At 69.5% G+C, this 15104-nt stretch carries 18 protein-coding genes; 10 read left to right on the top strand and 8 right to left on the bottom strand.

The features are described from left to right. Positions 1–98 precede the first annotated feature (98 nt). On the top strand, positions 99–1406 hold the full coding sequence (locus DDE23_RS17255; protein ID WP_107753378.1) for an FAD-binding domain-containing protein: 1308 nt from the start codon (positions 99–101) through the stop codon (positions 1404–1406). On the opposite strand, the gene DDE23_RS17250 is transcribed toward DDE23_RS17255, so the two are convergent. From DDE23_RS17250 to DDE23_RS17230, 5 genes are read right to left on the bottom strand one after another with little or no spacing between them, the layout of a single operon-like run. After that, the gene (locus DDE23_RS17250) at positions 1407–2279 is read right to left on the bottom strand and encodes an SRPBCC domain-containing protein (RefSeq protein WP_107753376.1); all 873 of its coding nucleotides are present in this window, start codon (positions 2277–2279) and stop codon (positions 1407–1409) included. Beyond that, positions 2276–2749: an SRPBCC family protein gene (locus DDE23_RS17245; protein ID WP_107753374.1), complete on the bottom strand. Its 474-nt coding sequence runs from the start codon at positions 2747–2749 to the stop codon at positions 2276–2278. The genes DDE23_RS17250 and DDE23_RS17245 overlap by 4 nt, the downstream gene beginning before the upstream one ends. Then, positions 2733–3083: an ArsR/SmtB family transcription factor gene (locus tag DDE23_RS17240; RefSeq protein ID WP_107753372.1), complete on the bottom strand. Its 351-nt coding sequence runs from the start codon at positions 3081–3083 to the stop codon at positions 2733–2735. Before DDE23_RS17240 ends, DDE23_RS17245 begins: the two co-directional genes overlap by 17 nt. Continuing rightward, on the bottom strand, positions 3080–3721 hold the full coding sequence (locus DDE23_RS17235) for a dihydrofolate reductase family protein (protein WP_107753370.1): 642 nt from the start codon (positions 3719–3721) through the stop codon (positions 3080–3082). Before DDE23_RS17235 ends, DDE23_RS17240 begins: the two co-directional genes overlap by 4 nt. A gap of 1 nt (position 3722) precedes the next feature. After that, positions 3723–4115, bottom strand: coding sequence for a VOC family protein (locus DDE23_RS17230; protein ID WP_107753369.1), 393 nt, complete (start codon positions 4113–4115; stop codon positions 3723–3725). 217 nt (positions 4116–4332) lie between these two features. Between DDE23_RS17230 and DDE23_RS17225 the strand changes: the two genes are divergently transcribed. The 6 genes from DDE23_RS17225 to DDE23_RS17200 all read left to right on the top strand — a co-directional run bounded on the left by DDE23_RS17225 (position 4333) and on the right by DDE23_RS17200 (position 11290). After that, positions 4333–6495 (top strand): malate synthase G, encoded by a 2163-nt coding sequence (locus tag DDE23_RS17225; RefSeq protein WP_107753367.1) that lies wholly within the window; start codon positions 4333–4335, stop codon positions 6493–6495. Next, complete coding sequence (locus tag DDE23_RS17220; RefSeq protein WP_107753365.1) at positions 6492–6944, top strand: methyltransferase family protein; 453 nt, start codon at positions 6492–6494, stop codon at positions 6942–6944. The genes DDE23_RS17225 and DDE23_RS17220 overlap by 4 nt, the downstream gene beginning before the upstream one ends. 9 nt (positions 6945–6953) lie before the next feature. Next, positions 6954–7379: a GlcG/HbpS family heme-binding protein gene (locus DDE23_RS17215; RefSeq protein ID WP_107753363.1), complete on the top strand. Its 426-nt coding sequence runs from the start codon at positions 6954–6956 to the stop codon at positions 7377–7379. 25 nt (positions 7380–7404) lie between these two features. Next, complete coding sequence (locus DDE23_RS17210) at positions 7405–9477, top strand: bifunctional DedA family/phosphatase PAP2 family protein (protein WP_107753361.1); 2073 nt, start codon at positions 7405–7407, stop codon at positions 9475–9477. A gap of 72 nt (positions 9478–9549) precedes the next feature. Next, a complete protein-coding gene (locus DDE23_RS17205) occupies positions 9550–10311 on the top strand; it encodes a gamma-glutamyl-gamma-aminobutyrate hydrolase family protein (RefSeq protein WP_420330169.1) in 762 nt (253 codons plus the stop codon). 160 nt (positions 10312–10471) lie between these two features. Beyond that, positions 10472–11290, top strand: a complete 819-nt coding sequence (locus DDE23_RS17200) for an META domain-containing protein (protein ID WP_107753357.1) — start codon at positions 10472–10474, stop codon at positions 11288–11290. 39 nt (positions 11291–11329) lie between these two features. Here the strand turns inward: DDE23_RS17200 and hemN are convergent, their stop codons facing one another. Then, positions 11330–12685, bottom strand: a complete 1356-nt coding sequence (hemN, locus tag DDE23_RS17195; protein WP_107753356.1) for an oxygen-independent coproporphyrinogen III oxidase — start codon at positions 12683–12685, stop codon at positions 11330–11332. Positions 12686–12736: 51 nt separating this feature from the next. Between hemN and fnrL the strand changes: the two genes are divergently transcribed. From fnrL to DDE23_RS25190, 3 genes are all read left to right on the top strand, one after another. Further along, entirely contained in the window at positions 12737–13492 is a 756-nt protein-coding gene (fnrL, locus tag DDE23_RS17190; RefSeq protein WP_107753354.1) for a transcriptional regulator FnrL, read from the top strand. Between the two features lie 101 nt (positions 13493–13593). After that, positions 13594–14103, top strand: a complete 510-nt coding sequence (locus DDE23_RS17185; RefSeq protein WP_107753352.1) for a hypothetical protein — start codon at positions 13594–13596, stop codon at positions 14101–14103. A 131-nt stretch (positions 14104–14234) separates the two neighbouring features. Further along, positions 14235–14384, top strand: a complete 150-nt coding sequence (locus DDE23_RS25190; protein ID WP_157958058.1) for a hypothetical protein — start codon at positions 14235–14237, stop codon at positions 14382–14384. Here the strand turns inward: DDE23_RS25190 and DDE23_RS17180 are convergent, their stop codons facing one another. Together DDE23_RS17180 and DDE23_RS17175 are read right to left on the bottom strand one after the other, a co-directional pair. Further along, positions 14385–14690 (bottom strand): TfoX/Sxy family protein, encoded by a 306-nt coding sequence (locus DDE23_RS17180; RefSeq protein WP_107753350.1) that lies wholly within the window; start codon positions 14688–14690, stop codon positions 14385–14387. Between the two features lie 23 nt (positions 14691–14713). Beyond that, complete coding sequence (locus DDE23_RS17175; RefSeq protein ID WP_107753348.1) at positions 14714–15043, bottom strand: TfoX/Sxy family protein; 330 nt, start codon at positions 15041–15043, stop codon at positions 14714–14716. Between the last annotated feature and the right edge of the window lie 61 nt (positions 15044–15104).

Genomic DNA, 15104 nt, shown 5'->3' with positions numbered 1-15104 from the left:
GGTTTGCGGTTTCTTCCGGGGCGGTGATGCGGCGGGGTTGCAGAGCGGGGCGCGCAGGGGGTAAACCATGAACATCTGCTTCGCTGTTCGGTCCCCGCATGCTGTCTCTCGTCTGGTTCCGGCGCGACCTGAGGGTCGATGACCACCCCGCGCTGACCCGGGCCGCGGCCGAGGGGCCGGTGTTGCCGGTCTATGTGGCCGAGCCCGATCTCTGGGCGGGGGCAGATGCGTCCGGCCGACATTTCGCGTTTCTGGAGGAATCGCTGCGCTCGCTGCGCGAGGATCTGGCGCGGGCCGGCCAGCCGCTGATCCTGCGGGCGGGCGAGGCGGTCGAGGTTCTGGCGCGCCTGCAGGCCAAGCATCGCTTCACCCGCATCGTGACCCATCCCGAGACCGGCAACGCCCTTGCGCGGGCGCGATTCGCCCGGGTGCGCGACTGGGCCCGGGGCCGGGGGCTGGACTGGCTGGAACTGGCCGAGGGTCAGGGCGCCGTCCTGCCCGCGCCGGTCCTGCCGCCGGTGGCCGAGGGGACCGGCGCCTTGCCCGGCATGCGGGCGCTGGGGCTGGCCGAGGATCCCTGCCGCTTCCGCCAGCCGGGCGGGCGGGCGGCGGGGCTCGCGTTGTTGCAGGGCTGGCTGGAGGCGCGGGGCGAGGGTTATGCGCCGTCGCAGGCCACCGCGCTGATGGCGGAACGGACCGGATCACGGCTGTCGCCCTATCTGGCCTTCGGCCTGGTGTCGGCGCGTGAGGTGCGGGCGGCGGTGGCGGGCTCGGCCCGGGGCCGGGCGCTGGGCCTGCAACTGGGCAGGCGGGCAGCGGCGCTGGCGGCGGTGCCGGACGAACCCGAGGGGCTGGCGGATCGTGGACCCTGGGCGCGGGGCGAGACGGGCCTGCCCTATATCGACGCGGCGATGCGGGCGCTGGCGGCGGGCGGCTGGCTCGACGGGCCGTCGCGGGGGCTGCTGGCCGCGGTCGGGCTGCACCATCTGGGGCTGGACCCGGCCGCGGTCGGCCTGCATCTGGCGCGGCTCTCCACCGATCACGACCCGGCGATCCTGTGGCGCGAGATCGCCCGCGCGGGCGAGGGGCGGGTGCCCGATCCGGTGGCGCTGGGGCGCCGGCTCGACCCGGAGGGCGCCTTCCTCCGTCGCTGGTTGCCGGAACTCCAGCGGGTGCCCGCCGCGCATCTGCACGCCCCCTGGCTCTGGCCCCCGGCGCGGCGCCTGCTGGCCGGGCGCTATCCCGAGCCGGTGGTCGATCCCGCGAATGCCACGCGCGAGGCGCGGCTGATGCGGGCGCGACTGGCGCCGCCCCGGTCGCGCCCCGGCCTCGACCCGCTGATCGAGGGGCCGCAGCGCCCCGCGCGGCGGCGGGGGGACGGGACGCAGATGGCGCTGGACCTGTAGTCAGACGCCGAGGTGGCGGGCGAGTTTGTCGAGCGTCTGCAAGCCCAGCTCATAGGCGCCGAAGCCCTTGGCCTGATCGTGCTCGTCCTGCGTGCTGAAGGTCATGCAGAGCGAAACTTTGGTCTTGCCGCCCAGATCCTGAAACAGGGCCGAGGCATCGGCGTGTTTCGGCCCATCCTCGCCCCAATGCAGGGTATAGTCGATGCGTTCCAGCGCGTCGTGGCGGCTGATCTTGTGGTGGTTGGGAAACACCGTCCCGTCCGGCCCGATCATGTCGAAGACCCACTCGCCCCCGGCCCGCAGGTCGATGCGCTGCGTCCGGCAGGAAAACCCCTCGGGGCCCCACCAGAGCGGCAGCGCCTTGGGATCGGTCCAGGCCTCCCAGACCAGCGCGGGCGGCGCGGCGATGACGCGCTCCAGCACCATCGTCCGGTGGGCGACGGCGACGAGGTTGTCGAGCCCCGCGCCGAAGCCCTGCTGATAGCCCTGCTCCATATCCTCGGCCAGCGAACTCAGCTGCACGGTCAGCTTCAGCGCCGCGCCCTCGCCCTGGGACAGCAGGTCGGCGGTGACCAGCGCCGCCGACAGCATCACCCCGTCGCAGCCGATCACCTCGGTATTGACGCTGCGCCGGTTCGGTTCCAGCGCCAGCCAGCGGATGGCGCAGGCGATGTCGGGTTGCCCCTCGACCTTGCAGAGCGACAGCTCCTCGCCGCCGATACGGGGATCGGCCGAGAGGTATTCGACCGTCACCGCCTCATTCGGCGCCGACCACAGGGCGCGGGCCGCGGGGCTGATCCAGGCGTGCCACAGCGCCGAGGGCGGGGCCGCGACATGACGCTCGAAGACGAGGGTGGCGAAGCGGCTGGTCATTTCGCGGCCAGCCCCTGCGCGTATTCCTCAAGCTGCGTGGCGACTGTGCCCCAGCCGTCATAAAAGCCCATGTCGGCGTGCTGCTTGGCACTCTCGGGATTCCGGTGGCGGGCGATGGCGGTGTAGGTGGTCCTGCCCTCGCCCGCATCCTCGAAGGTGATGATGGCGGTCATGAAGGGCTCGGGGCTGGGTTTCCAGCCTTCGGTATAGGTGTCGGTGAAGACCAGCTTCTCGCCCGGGATCACCTCCAGATAGACGCCGTTGTTGGGCATTTCGGTGCCGTCCACTTCGAAAGTGGTGTTGCACTTGCCGCCGGGCCGGACATCCAGCTCGCAGGCCGTGACCTTGTGCGGCCGCGGGACGAACCAATGCACCAGATGCTCGGGCTTGGTCCAGCAATCCCAGAGCAGGGCGCGGGGGGCGTTGAGCGTGCGGGTGAGTTTCAGGTCGGTTTCAGGATCCAGAATCATCGCGTCTCTCCTTCATCAATTGCAGGACGTAGTCTTCCAGCCGGTCCAGCCGCCCCTCCCACAGGGCGCGTTGCTCATCCAGCCAGCCACGCACCGGGGCGAAGGCCTCGGGCACGATGGCGCAGGTGCGGACGCGGCCGTCCTTTTTCGTGTCGATCAGCCCCGCGTCCTCCAGCTTGCGCAGGTGGCCCATCAGCGAGGGCAGCGCCATGTCGAAGGGCTGCGCCAGATCGCTGACGCTGGCGGGGCCGAGCGCCAGTTGCGACAGGATGGCCCGCCGCGTCGGATCGGCAAGGGCCTGGAACAGGGCGTCGAGGCGCGGCTCGGCGCTCATCCGCGCATCAGGGTCAGGTGGGTGGCGTGCTCGGTGGGCAGGGTTTCCGTGACCTGGTAGCCCAGTGCGGGGAGGTCGAGGTCCTGCCACAGCGATTCCCCCCCGCCCAGCAGGACCGGCGAGACCGCGATATGGGCGCGGTCGATCAGGCCCCGGGTGAAGCCCTCGCGCAGCGTGGCGACCCCGCCGCCGAGGCGCACGTCCTGCCCCCGCGCCGCCGCTTTCGCCCGGGTCAGCGCGGTTTCCAGCCCCCCGGTCACGAAATGGAAGGTGGTATCGGCGACGCGCAGGTCGGGCCGGGCGTGGTGGGTCAGCACGAAGACCGGGCAATGGTAGGGTGGGGTTTCCCCCCACCATCCGCGCCAGTCCGAGTCCGACCAGGGCCCGCGTTCGTGGGTGAACATGTGCCGCCCCATGACCCAGGCGCCGATAGTCTCGAACCCCCGGCGGGCGATGCGGTCATCCGCGCCCTCCGAGCCGCCCTCCTGTCCGAACATCGCCCGGAAGGTGCGGGTCTGGAAGGCCCAGCCGTGCAACCCCTGCGCGTTCACGCCCATCGGTGCCTCAAGCGACTGGTCGCGCCCGGCGCCGTAACCATCGGCCGAGACGGTGAAACTTTCCACGCGGATCAGGGACATGTCAGGCGGCCGGGAAATAGGTCAGTTCCCAAACGTGGCCGTCCGGGTCGGTGAAGGGGCGGTAATACATGAAACCGTGGTCCATCGCCTCGCCATGCGCGGCGCCGCCATGGGCCAAGGCGGCCTCGACGATGCGGTCCACGTCGTCGCGGCTGTCCAGCGACAGGGCGATCAGCGCCTCGCGGTGGGTGGCGGTGTCGGCCGGTTCGCGCCGGGCAAAGCCGCGGAACTTGTCGTGGGTCAGCAGCATGGCGAAGATCGTGTCCGACAGCACCAGGCAGGCCGCCGTCTCGTCCGTGTAGTCGAGGTTGAAATCGAAGCCCAGCGCGCGCCAGAAAGACATGGATTTCGGCAGGTCGGCGACGGGCAGGTTGACGAAGATCATGCGGGGCATCGGGCTCTCCCATGTTGGTTAGTTATTTGACTAACTATTCGCCCCGAGTCGCGCAAGCAAAAAGTTAGGTCAGAGACTAACTAATTTTTCCGAAAACTCCTGTGGGGATTTCGCTGCTGCGGGGCAGCAATCGCGTGTTGCCTATCGGAAACCTTTGTTCGTATTGTCTACAACAGCATACAATCAGGCCGTGGGGCCGGTGGGACGGGAGTGGGCGATGGTGCGGCGCATCGACAAGGCGGGTCTTCAGGTGGATGCCCGCGTGGTGGCCTTCATCGAGGGAGAGGCGCTGCCGGGCACCGGCATCGGGGCCGATGCCTTCTGGGCGGGGCTGGCGGGGCTGGTGAACGGGCTGGGTCCGAAGAACCGCGCGCTCTTGGCGAAGCGCGAGGCGATGCAGGCGCAGATCGACGCCTGGCATGTCGCGCGCAAGGGGCAGGCGTTCGATGCCGCCGCCTATCGGGCGTTCCTGGCCGAGATCGGCTATCTGGTGCCGGAAGGGCCGGATTTCCGCATCGAGACCTCGGGCATCGACCCCGAGATCGCCACCACCCCCGGCCCGCAGCTGGTCGTGCCGGTGATGAACGCGCGCTATGCGCTGAACGCGGCGAATGCGCGCTGGGGCAGCCTCTATGACGCGCTCTATGGCACCGATGCGCTGGGCGACCTGCCTTCCGGCAAGGGTTACGACCCGGCGCGCGGCGCGCGGGTGGTGGCCTGGGCCAAGGCGCATCTGGACAAGGCGGCGCCCCTGAACGGCGCAAGCTGGGCCGAGGTGACGGGGCTTGCCGTCAAGGACAATGCGCTGGTCCTGACCACGGCGAAGGGCGAGACGGGGCTGGCCGATCCCGGGCAATTCCTCGCCTGGCTGGAGAACGACCTCTGCCCGCTGCAGGTCATCCTGCGGCGCAACGGGCTGATGATCGAAATCCTGGTCGATCCCTCGACCCCGGTGGGCAGCACCGATCCCGCCGGGATCTCGGATGTCTATCTGGAGAGCGCGATCAGCGCGATCATGGATTGCGAGGATTCGGTCGCGGCGGTCGATGGCGAGGACAAGGTTCTGGCCTGGGGCAACTGGCTGGGCCTGATGAAGGGCGACCTTTCGGAAGAGGTCTCGAAGGGCGGCAAGACCTTCACCCGCCGCCTGAACCCGGATTTCGCCTATCGCACGCCCTCGGGCGCCCCGCTGACGGTCAAATGCCGGGCGCTGATGCTGGTCCGCAACGTGGGCCATCTGATGACCAACCCCGCCGTGCTCGATGCCGAGGGGCGCGAGGCGGGTGAGGGGCTTCTGGACGCGATGGTCACGGTGCTTTGTGCGATGCATGACCTGCGGAAGACCGAAGGCCCGCGCAATTCGCTGCATGGCTCGGTCTATGTGGTGAAGCCCAAGATGCATGGCCCCGAGGAAGTGGCCTTCGCCGACGAGATCTTCACCGAGGTCGAAAAGGCGCTGGGCCTGCCACGCTACACCGTCAAGCTGGGGATCATGGATGAGGAGCGCCGCACCTCGGCCAACCTCAAGGAATGCATCCGGGCGGCGAAGCACCGGGTGGCCTTCATCAACACCGGCTTCCTCGACCGGACGGGGGACGAGATCCACACCTCGATGGAAGCGGGGCCGATGGTGAAGAAGGGCGACATGAAGTCCCAGCCCTGGATCGCCAGCTATGAAGACCGCAACGTCGATATCGGGCTGGCCTGCGGGCTGAAGGGGCACGCGCAGATCGGCAAGGGGATGTGGGCGGCGCCCGATCTGATGGCCGAGATGCTGAAGCAGAAGATCGGCCATCCGAAGGCGGGCGCGACCTGCGCCTGGGTGCCCTCGCCCACCGCCGCCACGCTGCACGCCACGCATTACCATCAGGTCGACGTGATGGCCCGGCAGGACGAGATCGCGGCGGGCGGGGCGCGCGGCACGCTGGACGACCTGCTGACCATCCCGGTGGCGCAGGGCGTGAACTGGTCGGAGGACGAGATCACCGCCGAGATCGAGAACAACGCGCAGGGCATCCTGGGCTATGTCGTGCGCTGGGTGGATCAGGGCGTCGGCTGTTCCAAGGTGCCGGATATTCACGATGTCGGGCTGATGGAGGATCGGGCGACCTGCCGCATCTCCTCGCAGGCCTTGGCCAACTGGCTGCATCACGGGGTGATTTCCGAGGCGCAGGTCATGGCCGGGATGAAGAAGATGGCCGCCGTGGTCGACCGGCAGAACGCGGGAGACCCGCTCTATGTGGCCATGGCGCCGGGCTTTGACGGCATCGCCTTTCAGGCGGCCTGTGATCTGGTGTTCAAGGGGCGCGAGCAGCCGTCCGGCTATACCGAGCCGGTGCTGCATGCCCGCAGGCTGGAGCTGAAGGCCGCAAGGGCGTGAGCCACCTGCGGGGCTTTCCCGACCTGCCGCCGGTCTGGGCGCTGGGCTTTTGCCTGCTGCAGGGGTTGCTTGCGTGGCTCCTGCCGCTGCTCCGTTTCGGCGGCTGGGCCTGGCCTTTGGGCTGGGTCCTGCTGGCGGCGGGTGTCGGGCTGGCCGGCTGGGCCGCGCTCTGGTTCTGGCGCAAGCGCACGGCGATCGAGCCGCGGCGGGTGCCGAAGGCCCTGATCGTCGAGGGGCCCTACCGGCTGAACCGCAACCCGATCTATACCGGGATGGCGCTGGCGCTGCTGGGCACCGGCCTGCTGTGGGGGACGCTCAGCGCGCTGCTGCTGGTCGCAGTCTTCCCGCCGCTGATCACGCATCGTTTTATCCGGGCCGAGGAACAGGCCCTTCTCGACACTTTCGGCGCCGAGGCAGAACGCTATAGTGCCGCCACACGCCGCTGGTAGGAGACCCCCATGCTGACCCTCGATCAAGCCCGCACCATCATCGCCACCGCCCGCGCCACGGGGCGCGAGAAGGGGATGAAACCACTCTCGGTCGTGGTGCTGGACGCGGGCGGGCATGTGCTGGCCTTCGAGCGCGAGGATGGCGCGCCGGTCGGCCGGTTCGGGATCGCGCAGGGCAAGGCCTATGGCGCGGTGATGATCGGCGTGCCCAGCCGCAAGCTGGGCGAGATGTACGCCGAGCGGCCGCATTTCATCGGCGCGCTGGGTGGGGTCTATGACGGCAAGGTGGTGCCGGTGGCGGGCGGCGTGCTGCTGCGCGACAAGGCCACCGGCGCCATCGTCGGCGCGGTGGGGATCACCGGCGACACCTCGGACAACGACGCGCTGGCGGGCGTCGCCGGGGCCGAGGCCGCGGGGCTGGTGGGCGAGGGCTGAGGCCCGGTTAACCAAAGGCGGCGCCATGTTTCCGTCCATGGACCAGATCCTGCCGTCCATCGAGGCGATGGGCGCGCTTGGCTATTGGGTCGTCGGGCTGGCGGCGATGCTGGAGGCCTGGTTCGTCACCGGCGTCGTGGTGCCCGGGGCGCTGGTCGTCGACGCGGGCGGGATGCTGATCCAGCAGGGGGTTCTGGATCCGATCGACCTGGCGTGGTTCGTGGCCATCGGCTCGGTCCTGGGAACGGAACTCGGCTACTGGACCGGGCGGCTGGCGCAGCGCGGGCTGAAAGGGCGGCTCGAAGGGTCACGCACCTTCGCCCGCGCGGTGACCTTGTTCGAGCGCTACGGCGGGCTGGCGCTGGTCATCGGGCGCTTTCTGGGGCCGGTCTCGGGCCTCGTGCCCATCGCCGCGGCGCTGTCGGGGATGGCGCACCGGCGCTTCCTGCTGTGGTCCGTCGTCGCCGCGGTGCCCTATACGCTGTTCCATCTGTCGCTGGGCTATCTGCTGGGCGGGGCGCTCAGCCAGATCGGGCCGCTGGTCACCCGGGTCGGCCTGCCGGCGCTGGCGGTGCTGCTGCTCATCCTCTTGCTGATCTGGCTGGTGGCGCGGGCGCTCAGGCTCTGGCCCTTCGTGCAGCGCGTGACCGGCATGGCCGCCGGGGCCCTGGTCGCCCTGCCCTGGGTGCAGCGACTGGCGGTGCGCTACCCGCGGCTGGCGGCCTTCATCGTCCGGCGGGTCGAACAGGGGCGCTTCGGCGGCCTGCCTGCCACCATGCTGGCGCTGGTCTTCGTCTATCTGCTGGGCGTCTGGGTGGCCTCGGTCCTCGACTGGCTGACGGCGGCGCCGATCGTCGCCATTGACGAGCGCGTGGCCAATCTGATGCATGCCTTCCGCAACCCGGCGGCGCTGAGGGTCACCACCCATGTCACGGCGCTGGGCGACACGCGGGTCGTCGCCGCCATCTCGATCGCGCTGGCCTTGTGGCTGCTGGCGCGCGGGCGGCGCGATCTGGCGCTGGGTCTGGCGGTGGCGGTGATCGGCAACGCGCTGAGCGTGACGGTGCTGAAACTGATCTTCCAGCGCGACCGGCCGCCCTTTGCCTTCTTCGTCGAGGCGACGAACAGCTTCCCCTCGGGGCATGCGGCGATCTCGGCCGCGTTCTGGGGCAGCGTGTTCTATGTCGCCTGGCGGATGCGCTGGCTGCGGCTGCCGGTGGTGCTGGTGCTGGCGCCGCTGATGGCGCTGCTGGTGGGGGGCAGCCGGATCTATCTGGCGCAGCATTACCTCAGCGACGTGCTGAACGGCTGGCTGGTCGGCACGCTGTGGCTGGTCGTGGGCATCGCCATGGCCGAATGGTGGGACGACACCCGGCCCCGGCCCGCGCCGATGCCCCGGGGGCGCTGGATGGCGCTGCCGGTGGCGCTGCTGCTGGCGGGCGCGGTCTGGGTCACGGTCTTTTACGACAAGGCGCAGACCCTGCCCTGGACCGGTCCCGCCGATGTGGTCCTGCCCGAGGTCGCCGCGGTGGTCGGGGCCCGGGGCTTTGCCGGGCAGACGGAATCGCTGCTGGGCACGCCGCTGGAGCCGATCAACCTGATCCTCGCCGCCCGCGACGAGGCAGCGGTCAGCGCGGCGATGCGGGGTCTGGGCTGGGTTCTGGCCGACCCGCCCGGCCTGCAGGCCGTGACCCGCGCCGCCTGGAGCGCCTGGCGCAATCTGGAGGATCCGACCGCGCCGGTGGTCCCCTATTTCTGGGAGGGCACGCCCAATGACAGCGCCTGGGAAGAGGCCACGCCGGACCACAGCGAACGCCGCCGCCATCACCTGCGGCTCTGGCGCTCGCGCTATGTCACGGCCGAGGGGCTGAGGCTCTGGGTCGGGGCGGCCAGCTTCGATGACGGGATCGACCGCACGCTGTTGCACCACATCGCCCCCGATCCGGATGCCGAGCGGGACCGGCTGGCCGCGGCGCTGGTGGCGGCAGGCGCGGTCGAGCTGGGGCGCGTCGCCACCGGATCGGCGCTGTCCGGCACGTCGATTGCGGGCGATCCGTGGTCAAGCGATGGGCAGGCGGTGATCCTGCGCCTGCCCTGACCGCCCGCCCCCTTTTCTTCGCCCGCCGCCGGGACTAGGTTTGGTCAGCAAAGCGATCCGCAGGAACAGATGATGTCGCGAAAGCGTCCGGTTGTCGGGGTTATCGGTAACGCCGCTCTACTGAACGAAACCTATCACGTGCATGCCGGGGCCTCGATGATCTCGGCGGCGGTGGCCGATGTCTCGGGCGCCATGCCGCTGCTGATTCCGGCCGATCCGCGCTTTGTCTCGGTCGAGGAATTGATGGCGGTCTGCGACGGCTTCCTGCTGACCGGCGGGCGGCCCAACGTGCACGCCGAGGAATACGGCGAGGAACATACCGAGGCGCATGGCGCCCATGACCGGGCCCGCGATGCCATCACCCTGCCGCTGGTGCGCGCCTGCGTGGAGCGGGGGCAGCCCTTCCTGGGCGTCTGCCGCGGGTTCCAGGAGGTCAACGTGGCGCTGGGCGGCTCGCTCTATCCCGAGATCCGCGATCTGCCGGGGCGGATGAACCACCGCATGCCCCCCGATGGCACGCTGGAGGAGAAATTCGCCCTGCGCCACATGGTGACCTTCACCGAGGGCGGGCCGTTCCACCGGCTGATGGGCGCGCAGCAGGTGATGACCAACACGCTGCACGGGCAGGGGATCAAGACCCCCGGCAGGCGCATCGTCATCGACGGCCACGCGCCCGACGGCACGCCCGAGGCGATCTATGTCAAGGACGCGCCGGGCTTCACGCTGGCCGTGCAATGGCACCCCGAATACAACGCCGCCAACGATCCCGTCTCGCGCCCGCTGTTCGCAGCCTTTGGCGAGGCGGTGCGCGACTGGGCGTCGGTGAACGCCTGATTGAACCCTTTGCCGGGCGTGTCCGACTGACCTCTGAAAGGCCCGCTGGGGGCCGTAGCGGAGGCTCACATGGACAAGCTGCTCGTTCTTCTCGCTGGCATCATCGGCGCCTTCATCGCCATCGTTCCCGCCACCTCGCCCGCGCTGGGTCTCTGATCCGATGCTGCGCTCCTTCTGCCGCGCGCTGGCGCTTGTCCTCTGCCTGACCGCCCCCGCCTTCGCCGAGGTCGTCACCTTGCAATCCCTGGCCACCGGTCAGCCGGTCGGCCGCGACAGCGCGGGACTTCTGCGGCTGGGCGCCGGGGCGGCGGTGCCGATGGAGATGATCCGCCTCGATGGTCGGCGCGTGGCGTTCCGCGATCCGGCGAGCGGGCTGTTCCTGCGTGCGGGGATCGGGGCCGCGACCGAAATGGCCCTCGTCTCGCCGCATATCCGCGGCTGGGAGACGTTCGAACTGTGGGATCAGGGCGGCAGCGTGAGCCTGCGCTCGGTCCAGAGCGGGCAGTTCGTCGGCGCGGATGGCCGCGGCCAGCGGCTGAACGCCACCTGGGGCAGCGCCGGGCGGGCCCAGCAATTCCAGCTGATCCCGACGGGTGCGGCGCCCCGTCCGCTGCCGCCGCGCCCCCCGGCGGCCGTCTTCGTCGGCCAGTGGCGGGTGCAGGACCTCTATGTCAACGGCCAGTCGCAGCCGCTGTCGATGGCCACCCGGGCCGCGGTCCAGCTGGGCATCGACCGGCAGGGCGGGGCACAGGGCAACACCGGCTGCAACGCCTTCGACGGCCGCGTCACGGCCGAAGGTGGCGGGCATCGCATCGGCGGGATCATGATGACCCGGCGCGGCTGCGGCGGCGAGGCCGGGCAGGTGGAGCGTCTGTTGCTTGAGGCTTTCGGCGCCACGCGGCTGCTGGAGATCCAGGGCGGCCGGCTGATCCTGCGCGGCGAAGGAGGCCGCTTGCTGGCCCGCTTCGCCCCGCATTGAGACCGGAAGGGCCCGCGCCCCGCGCGGGCCCTCGGCCTGTCAGATGGCCGAGGAATGGCCGGTCTTGGCCATGGCATAGGCGTCGAATTGCGCGGCGATCATCCGGGTCAGCGGCCGCCCCTCGGCCGGGATCGACAGGCCCCGCGCATCATGGCGGACGAAGGCACCGAACCGCTCGGCCACCGGCGCGAAGAGCGCGTTCATCGCCGCACGCGTCACGCCGAAATCCCGCACCAATTCATCGGTCTGCACGGCGAAATCGCACATCAGCGCCTCGATGATCCGGGCCCGCAGCCGGTCCTCGCCCTGGAACTCGTGCCCCCTTGCGGTGGCGAAGGTCCCCTCGCGGACCGCCTTGGTCCAGCCCGAGGTCGCGGCGTTCATCTGCGCATAGCCCTGCGGGAACATCGAGATGGAGGAGGCGCCCAGCCCGATCAGCGCACTCGCGGTGTCGTCGGTATAGCCCTGGAAGTTGCGCCTCAGCCTGCCATTCCGCGCCGCCACCGCCAGCCCGTCCTCGGGCCGGGCGAAATGGTCGATGCCGATGTCGACATAACCGTCCCAGTTGAAGAGCTTCTGTGCGGTTTCGAACAGCGCGAGCCGTTCCTCGGGGCGGGGCAGGGTGTCCGACGGGATCATCTGCTGGCGCCGCGCCATCCACGGCACATGGGCATAGCCGTAAAGCGCCACCCGGTCGGGGGACAGCGACAGCAGTTTCTGCACCGAATCGCTGAGCCGGGCGCTGGTCTGATGCGGCAGGCCATAGAGGATGTCGGCGTTGAGGCTGGTCACGCCCCGGGCGCGGATCATCTCGACCGCGCGGCGGGTGACCTCATAGCTCTGGTCGCGGCCGATGACTTTCTGGATCTCGGGGTCGAAATCCTGCACCCCGATGGAGGCGCGGTTCATCCCCGCCGCGGCCAGCGCATCAAGGCGGGCCTCGTCAATCTCGTTCGGGTCGATCTCGACCGAGAATTCGGCGCCCTCGCCCAGCGGCACCGTGTCGGAAATCGCGCGGGCCAGCTCCGTCATCTGCGGCGCCGGGATCATGGTCGGCGTGCCACCGCCCCAATGCAGCCGCGAGAGGGTCACGCCCTCGGGCAGGATGCGCTTGAGCAGGCCCAGCTCGGTTTTCAGCGTCTCGACATAGGCGATCACCGGATCGTCGTGCGAGGTGCCCTGCGTCCGGCAGGCGCAGAACCAGCACAGGCGCCGGCAAAACGGCACGTGCAGATAGAGCGAGACCGGGCTGCCCGGCGGGATCGCCTTGACCCAGCGGGCAAAATGATCGCCACCGATCGCGGCCGAGAATTGCGGCGCTGTCGGATAGCTCGTATAGCGCGGCACGCGCGCGTCAAAGAGACCCAGTCGGGCGAGTTGCGATTCCGTATCCATTCGCCTAGTTTGGCGATACGCAGCCCGCGAGCCTTGACCTAAATCAACCCGATGCAGAAAACCTCAGCCGCCCCCGTGAAGTTCACCCATGTGCAATGTGGGGATTGTCCGATCCGGCATCGGGCGGTTTGTGCGCGCTGCGAGACCGACGAATTGGTCCGGCTGGAAGAAACCAAGTATTACCGCAGCTTCGAGGCCGGGCAGACCATTGTCTGGTCAGGCGACCGCATGGATTTCGTGGGTTCGGTCGTCACCGGCATCGCCACGCTGACCCAGACCATGGAAGACGGGCGCCGGCAGATGGTCGGTCTGCTGCTGCCCTCGGATTTCGTCGGCCGTCCGGGGCGCGAGACCGCCGCTTATGACGTGGTGGCGACGACCGATCTGGTGATGTGCTGCTTCCGCAAGAAGCCCTTCGAGGAGCTGATGGTCCAGACGCCGCATGTCGGCCAGCGCCTCTTGGAGATGACGCTGGACGAACTGGACGCGGCGCGGGAATGGATGCTGCTTCTGGGCCGCAAGACGGCGCGGGAAAAGATCGCGAGCCTCATCGCCATCATCGCCCGGCGCGATGCCTCGCTGAAGATGCAAAAGAGCGAGGGGCGGGTGATCGTTGACCTGCCGCTGACGCGCGAGGCGATGTCCGAGTATTTGGGCCTCACTTTGGAAACAGTGAGCCGCCAGATCAGCGCCCTGCGCAAGGACGGCATCATCGAGATCGAAGGCAAGCGCCACATCACCATTCCCGACTTCGACCGCCTGATCGAAGAGGCAGGCGACGACAGCGACGGCGGCTTTCTGGTCTGATCCCTGGCGGTCGCCGCGAGAATGCCCCGGGGCGGCCCCAATCTTGCCCCGGTTCGCGCAGAGATTGTTTCCTGAACGGAGACACGATCGGGACGCGGCAGATGTTCGATTGGGACAAACATTACGACGATGTGGTGGCCACGGTCGAGGTGGCGCCGGTGGCGCAGCAGCCCGAGCCGGGCTCCCGGCTGACGCGCTGGACGGGCGGGGTGAAGGCCCTCGCCAGGCGCTGGGCGATGGCGGGCGCGGTGGCGCTGTGCCTCGGCGCTGCGGGGTTCGGCGCGCTGATGGTCCCGCCCGAGGCACCGGGCCGCTGGTATTCGGCCGCGATGGGCTGGTCCGCGGCGCGGCTGGGCCTCGACGATCCGACGATGCCGGCCGAATTGCTGGCCTACGATCAGGCGCAATACGACAATTTCCGCCGGGGGATCACCCGGTTCAGTGATGCCGAATTGCTGGATTTCCTGCGCGTCACCCAGCGGGAGCTGAACGGGCGCAACGTGATGGCGGCCTATACCCAGGACGCGCTGTTCCTGACCGAGCGCGAAATCGAGCGGCGGGGGCTGACCCGGCCCGTTTCGTCTCTCGGGGATCGTACAAGACGCTCGTGATAGCGTTAACGCGCTGATCTGCCACAATCTTTCCCTTTTGACCCCGCAGCTTTGACACGCTTGCGGGGTTTCCTGTTGGCAGGATCCGGTGTCCGGCCCCTGGCCCCACCGATCAGGAGGAGGAGAGTATCATGCGTCAGACCAGCACCCATCAGGCCGAAGCAACCCGCCAGCAGCCCGCCCATCCGTGGAGCGGCGGCTATCTGTACGGTTCGGATCGCGCGGGCAGCCACGGGCCCGGCAGCTTTTCCGGCGGGGCGGCGGGCGGCGTCGTGCGCTGATCAAGGGGGCGGCAGGCTGGCCACGAAGGCCAGTGCCTGCGCCAGAAGCGCCCGGCGCGGCCCGGTCCCGGCCGCCGCATCGAGCGCGACGAAGCCCTTCATCACCCGCGCGCCCATTACCGCCGGTTCCACGCCGGGCAGCGCCAGCGCCGCGGCGATCCCCTCGGGACCGACCCGGAACAACGCCTGACCCCGGGCCGAGACGCCTGCCAGCAGGTGCCCGTCCTTCATCAGCATGAGCGCACCGAACATCCGCCGCTCGCTGATCCCGGCCTCGGCGCCCAGGTCGTCCCTCAGCGCGGCCATGAGGGCCGGATCCGCCGCCGTGTTCACTTGGGCGGCAGGGCGGCGGCATGGCGCCGGGCCATGGCCACCAGCGCCGCGCGGATGTCGTCATCGCCCAGCTCGTCGTAGTCGATCTCGACAAAGCCGGTCATCGGGCGGCCGGTGAAATCCATGGGCCGGGTGCCGGGGACGGCCAGCGCCGCCTCGACCTGCGCGGCGCCAACGCGGAACATGCCGCCGCGCCGGTGCACGCCGCAGACCATGTTGCCCGACAGCATGAAACACAGCCCGCCGAACATCTTGCGCTCGCCGATGTCCGGCGCCTCGGCCAGCGCCTCGCGCAGCAGCTGGGCCATCCCCTCGTCATAGGCCATTGCCGGAGAACCCTCCCCTCGGACGCACAATCCTTGGTTGTGCCGAACCTTCGCCCCATTC

The sequence above is a fragment of the Pararhodobacter aggregans genome, assembly GCF_003075525.1.
Lineage (GTDB): Bacteria > Pseudomonadota > Alphaproteobacteria > Rhodobacterales > Rhodobacteraceae > Pararhodobacter > Pararhodobacter aggregans.
Note: the sequence above shows the minus strand (reverse complement) of the source record. Positions and strands in the feature narration are given on the sequence as shown.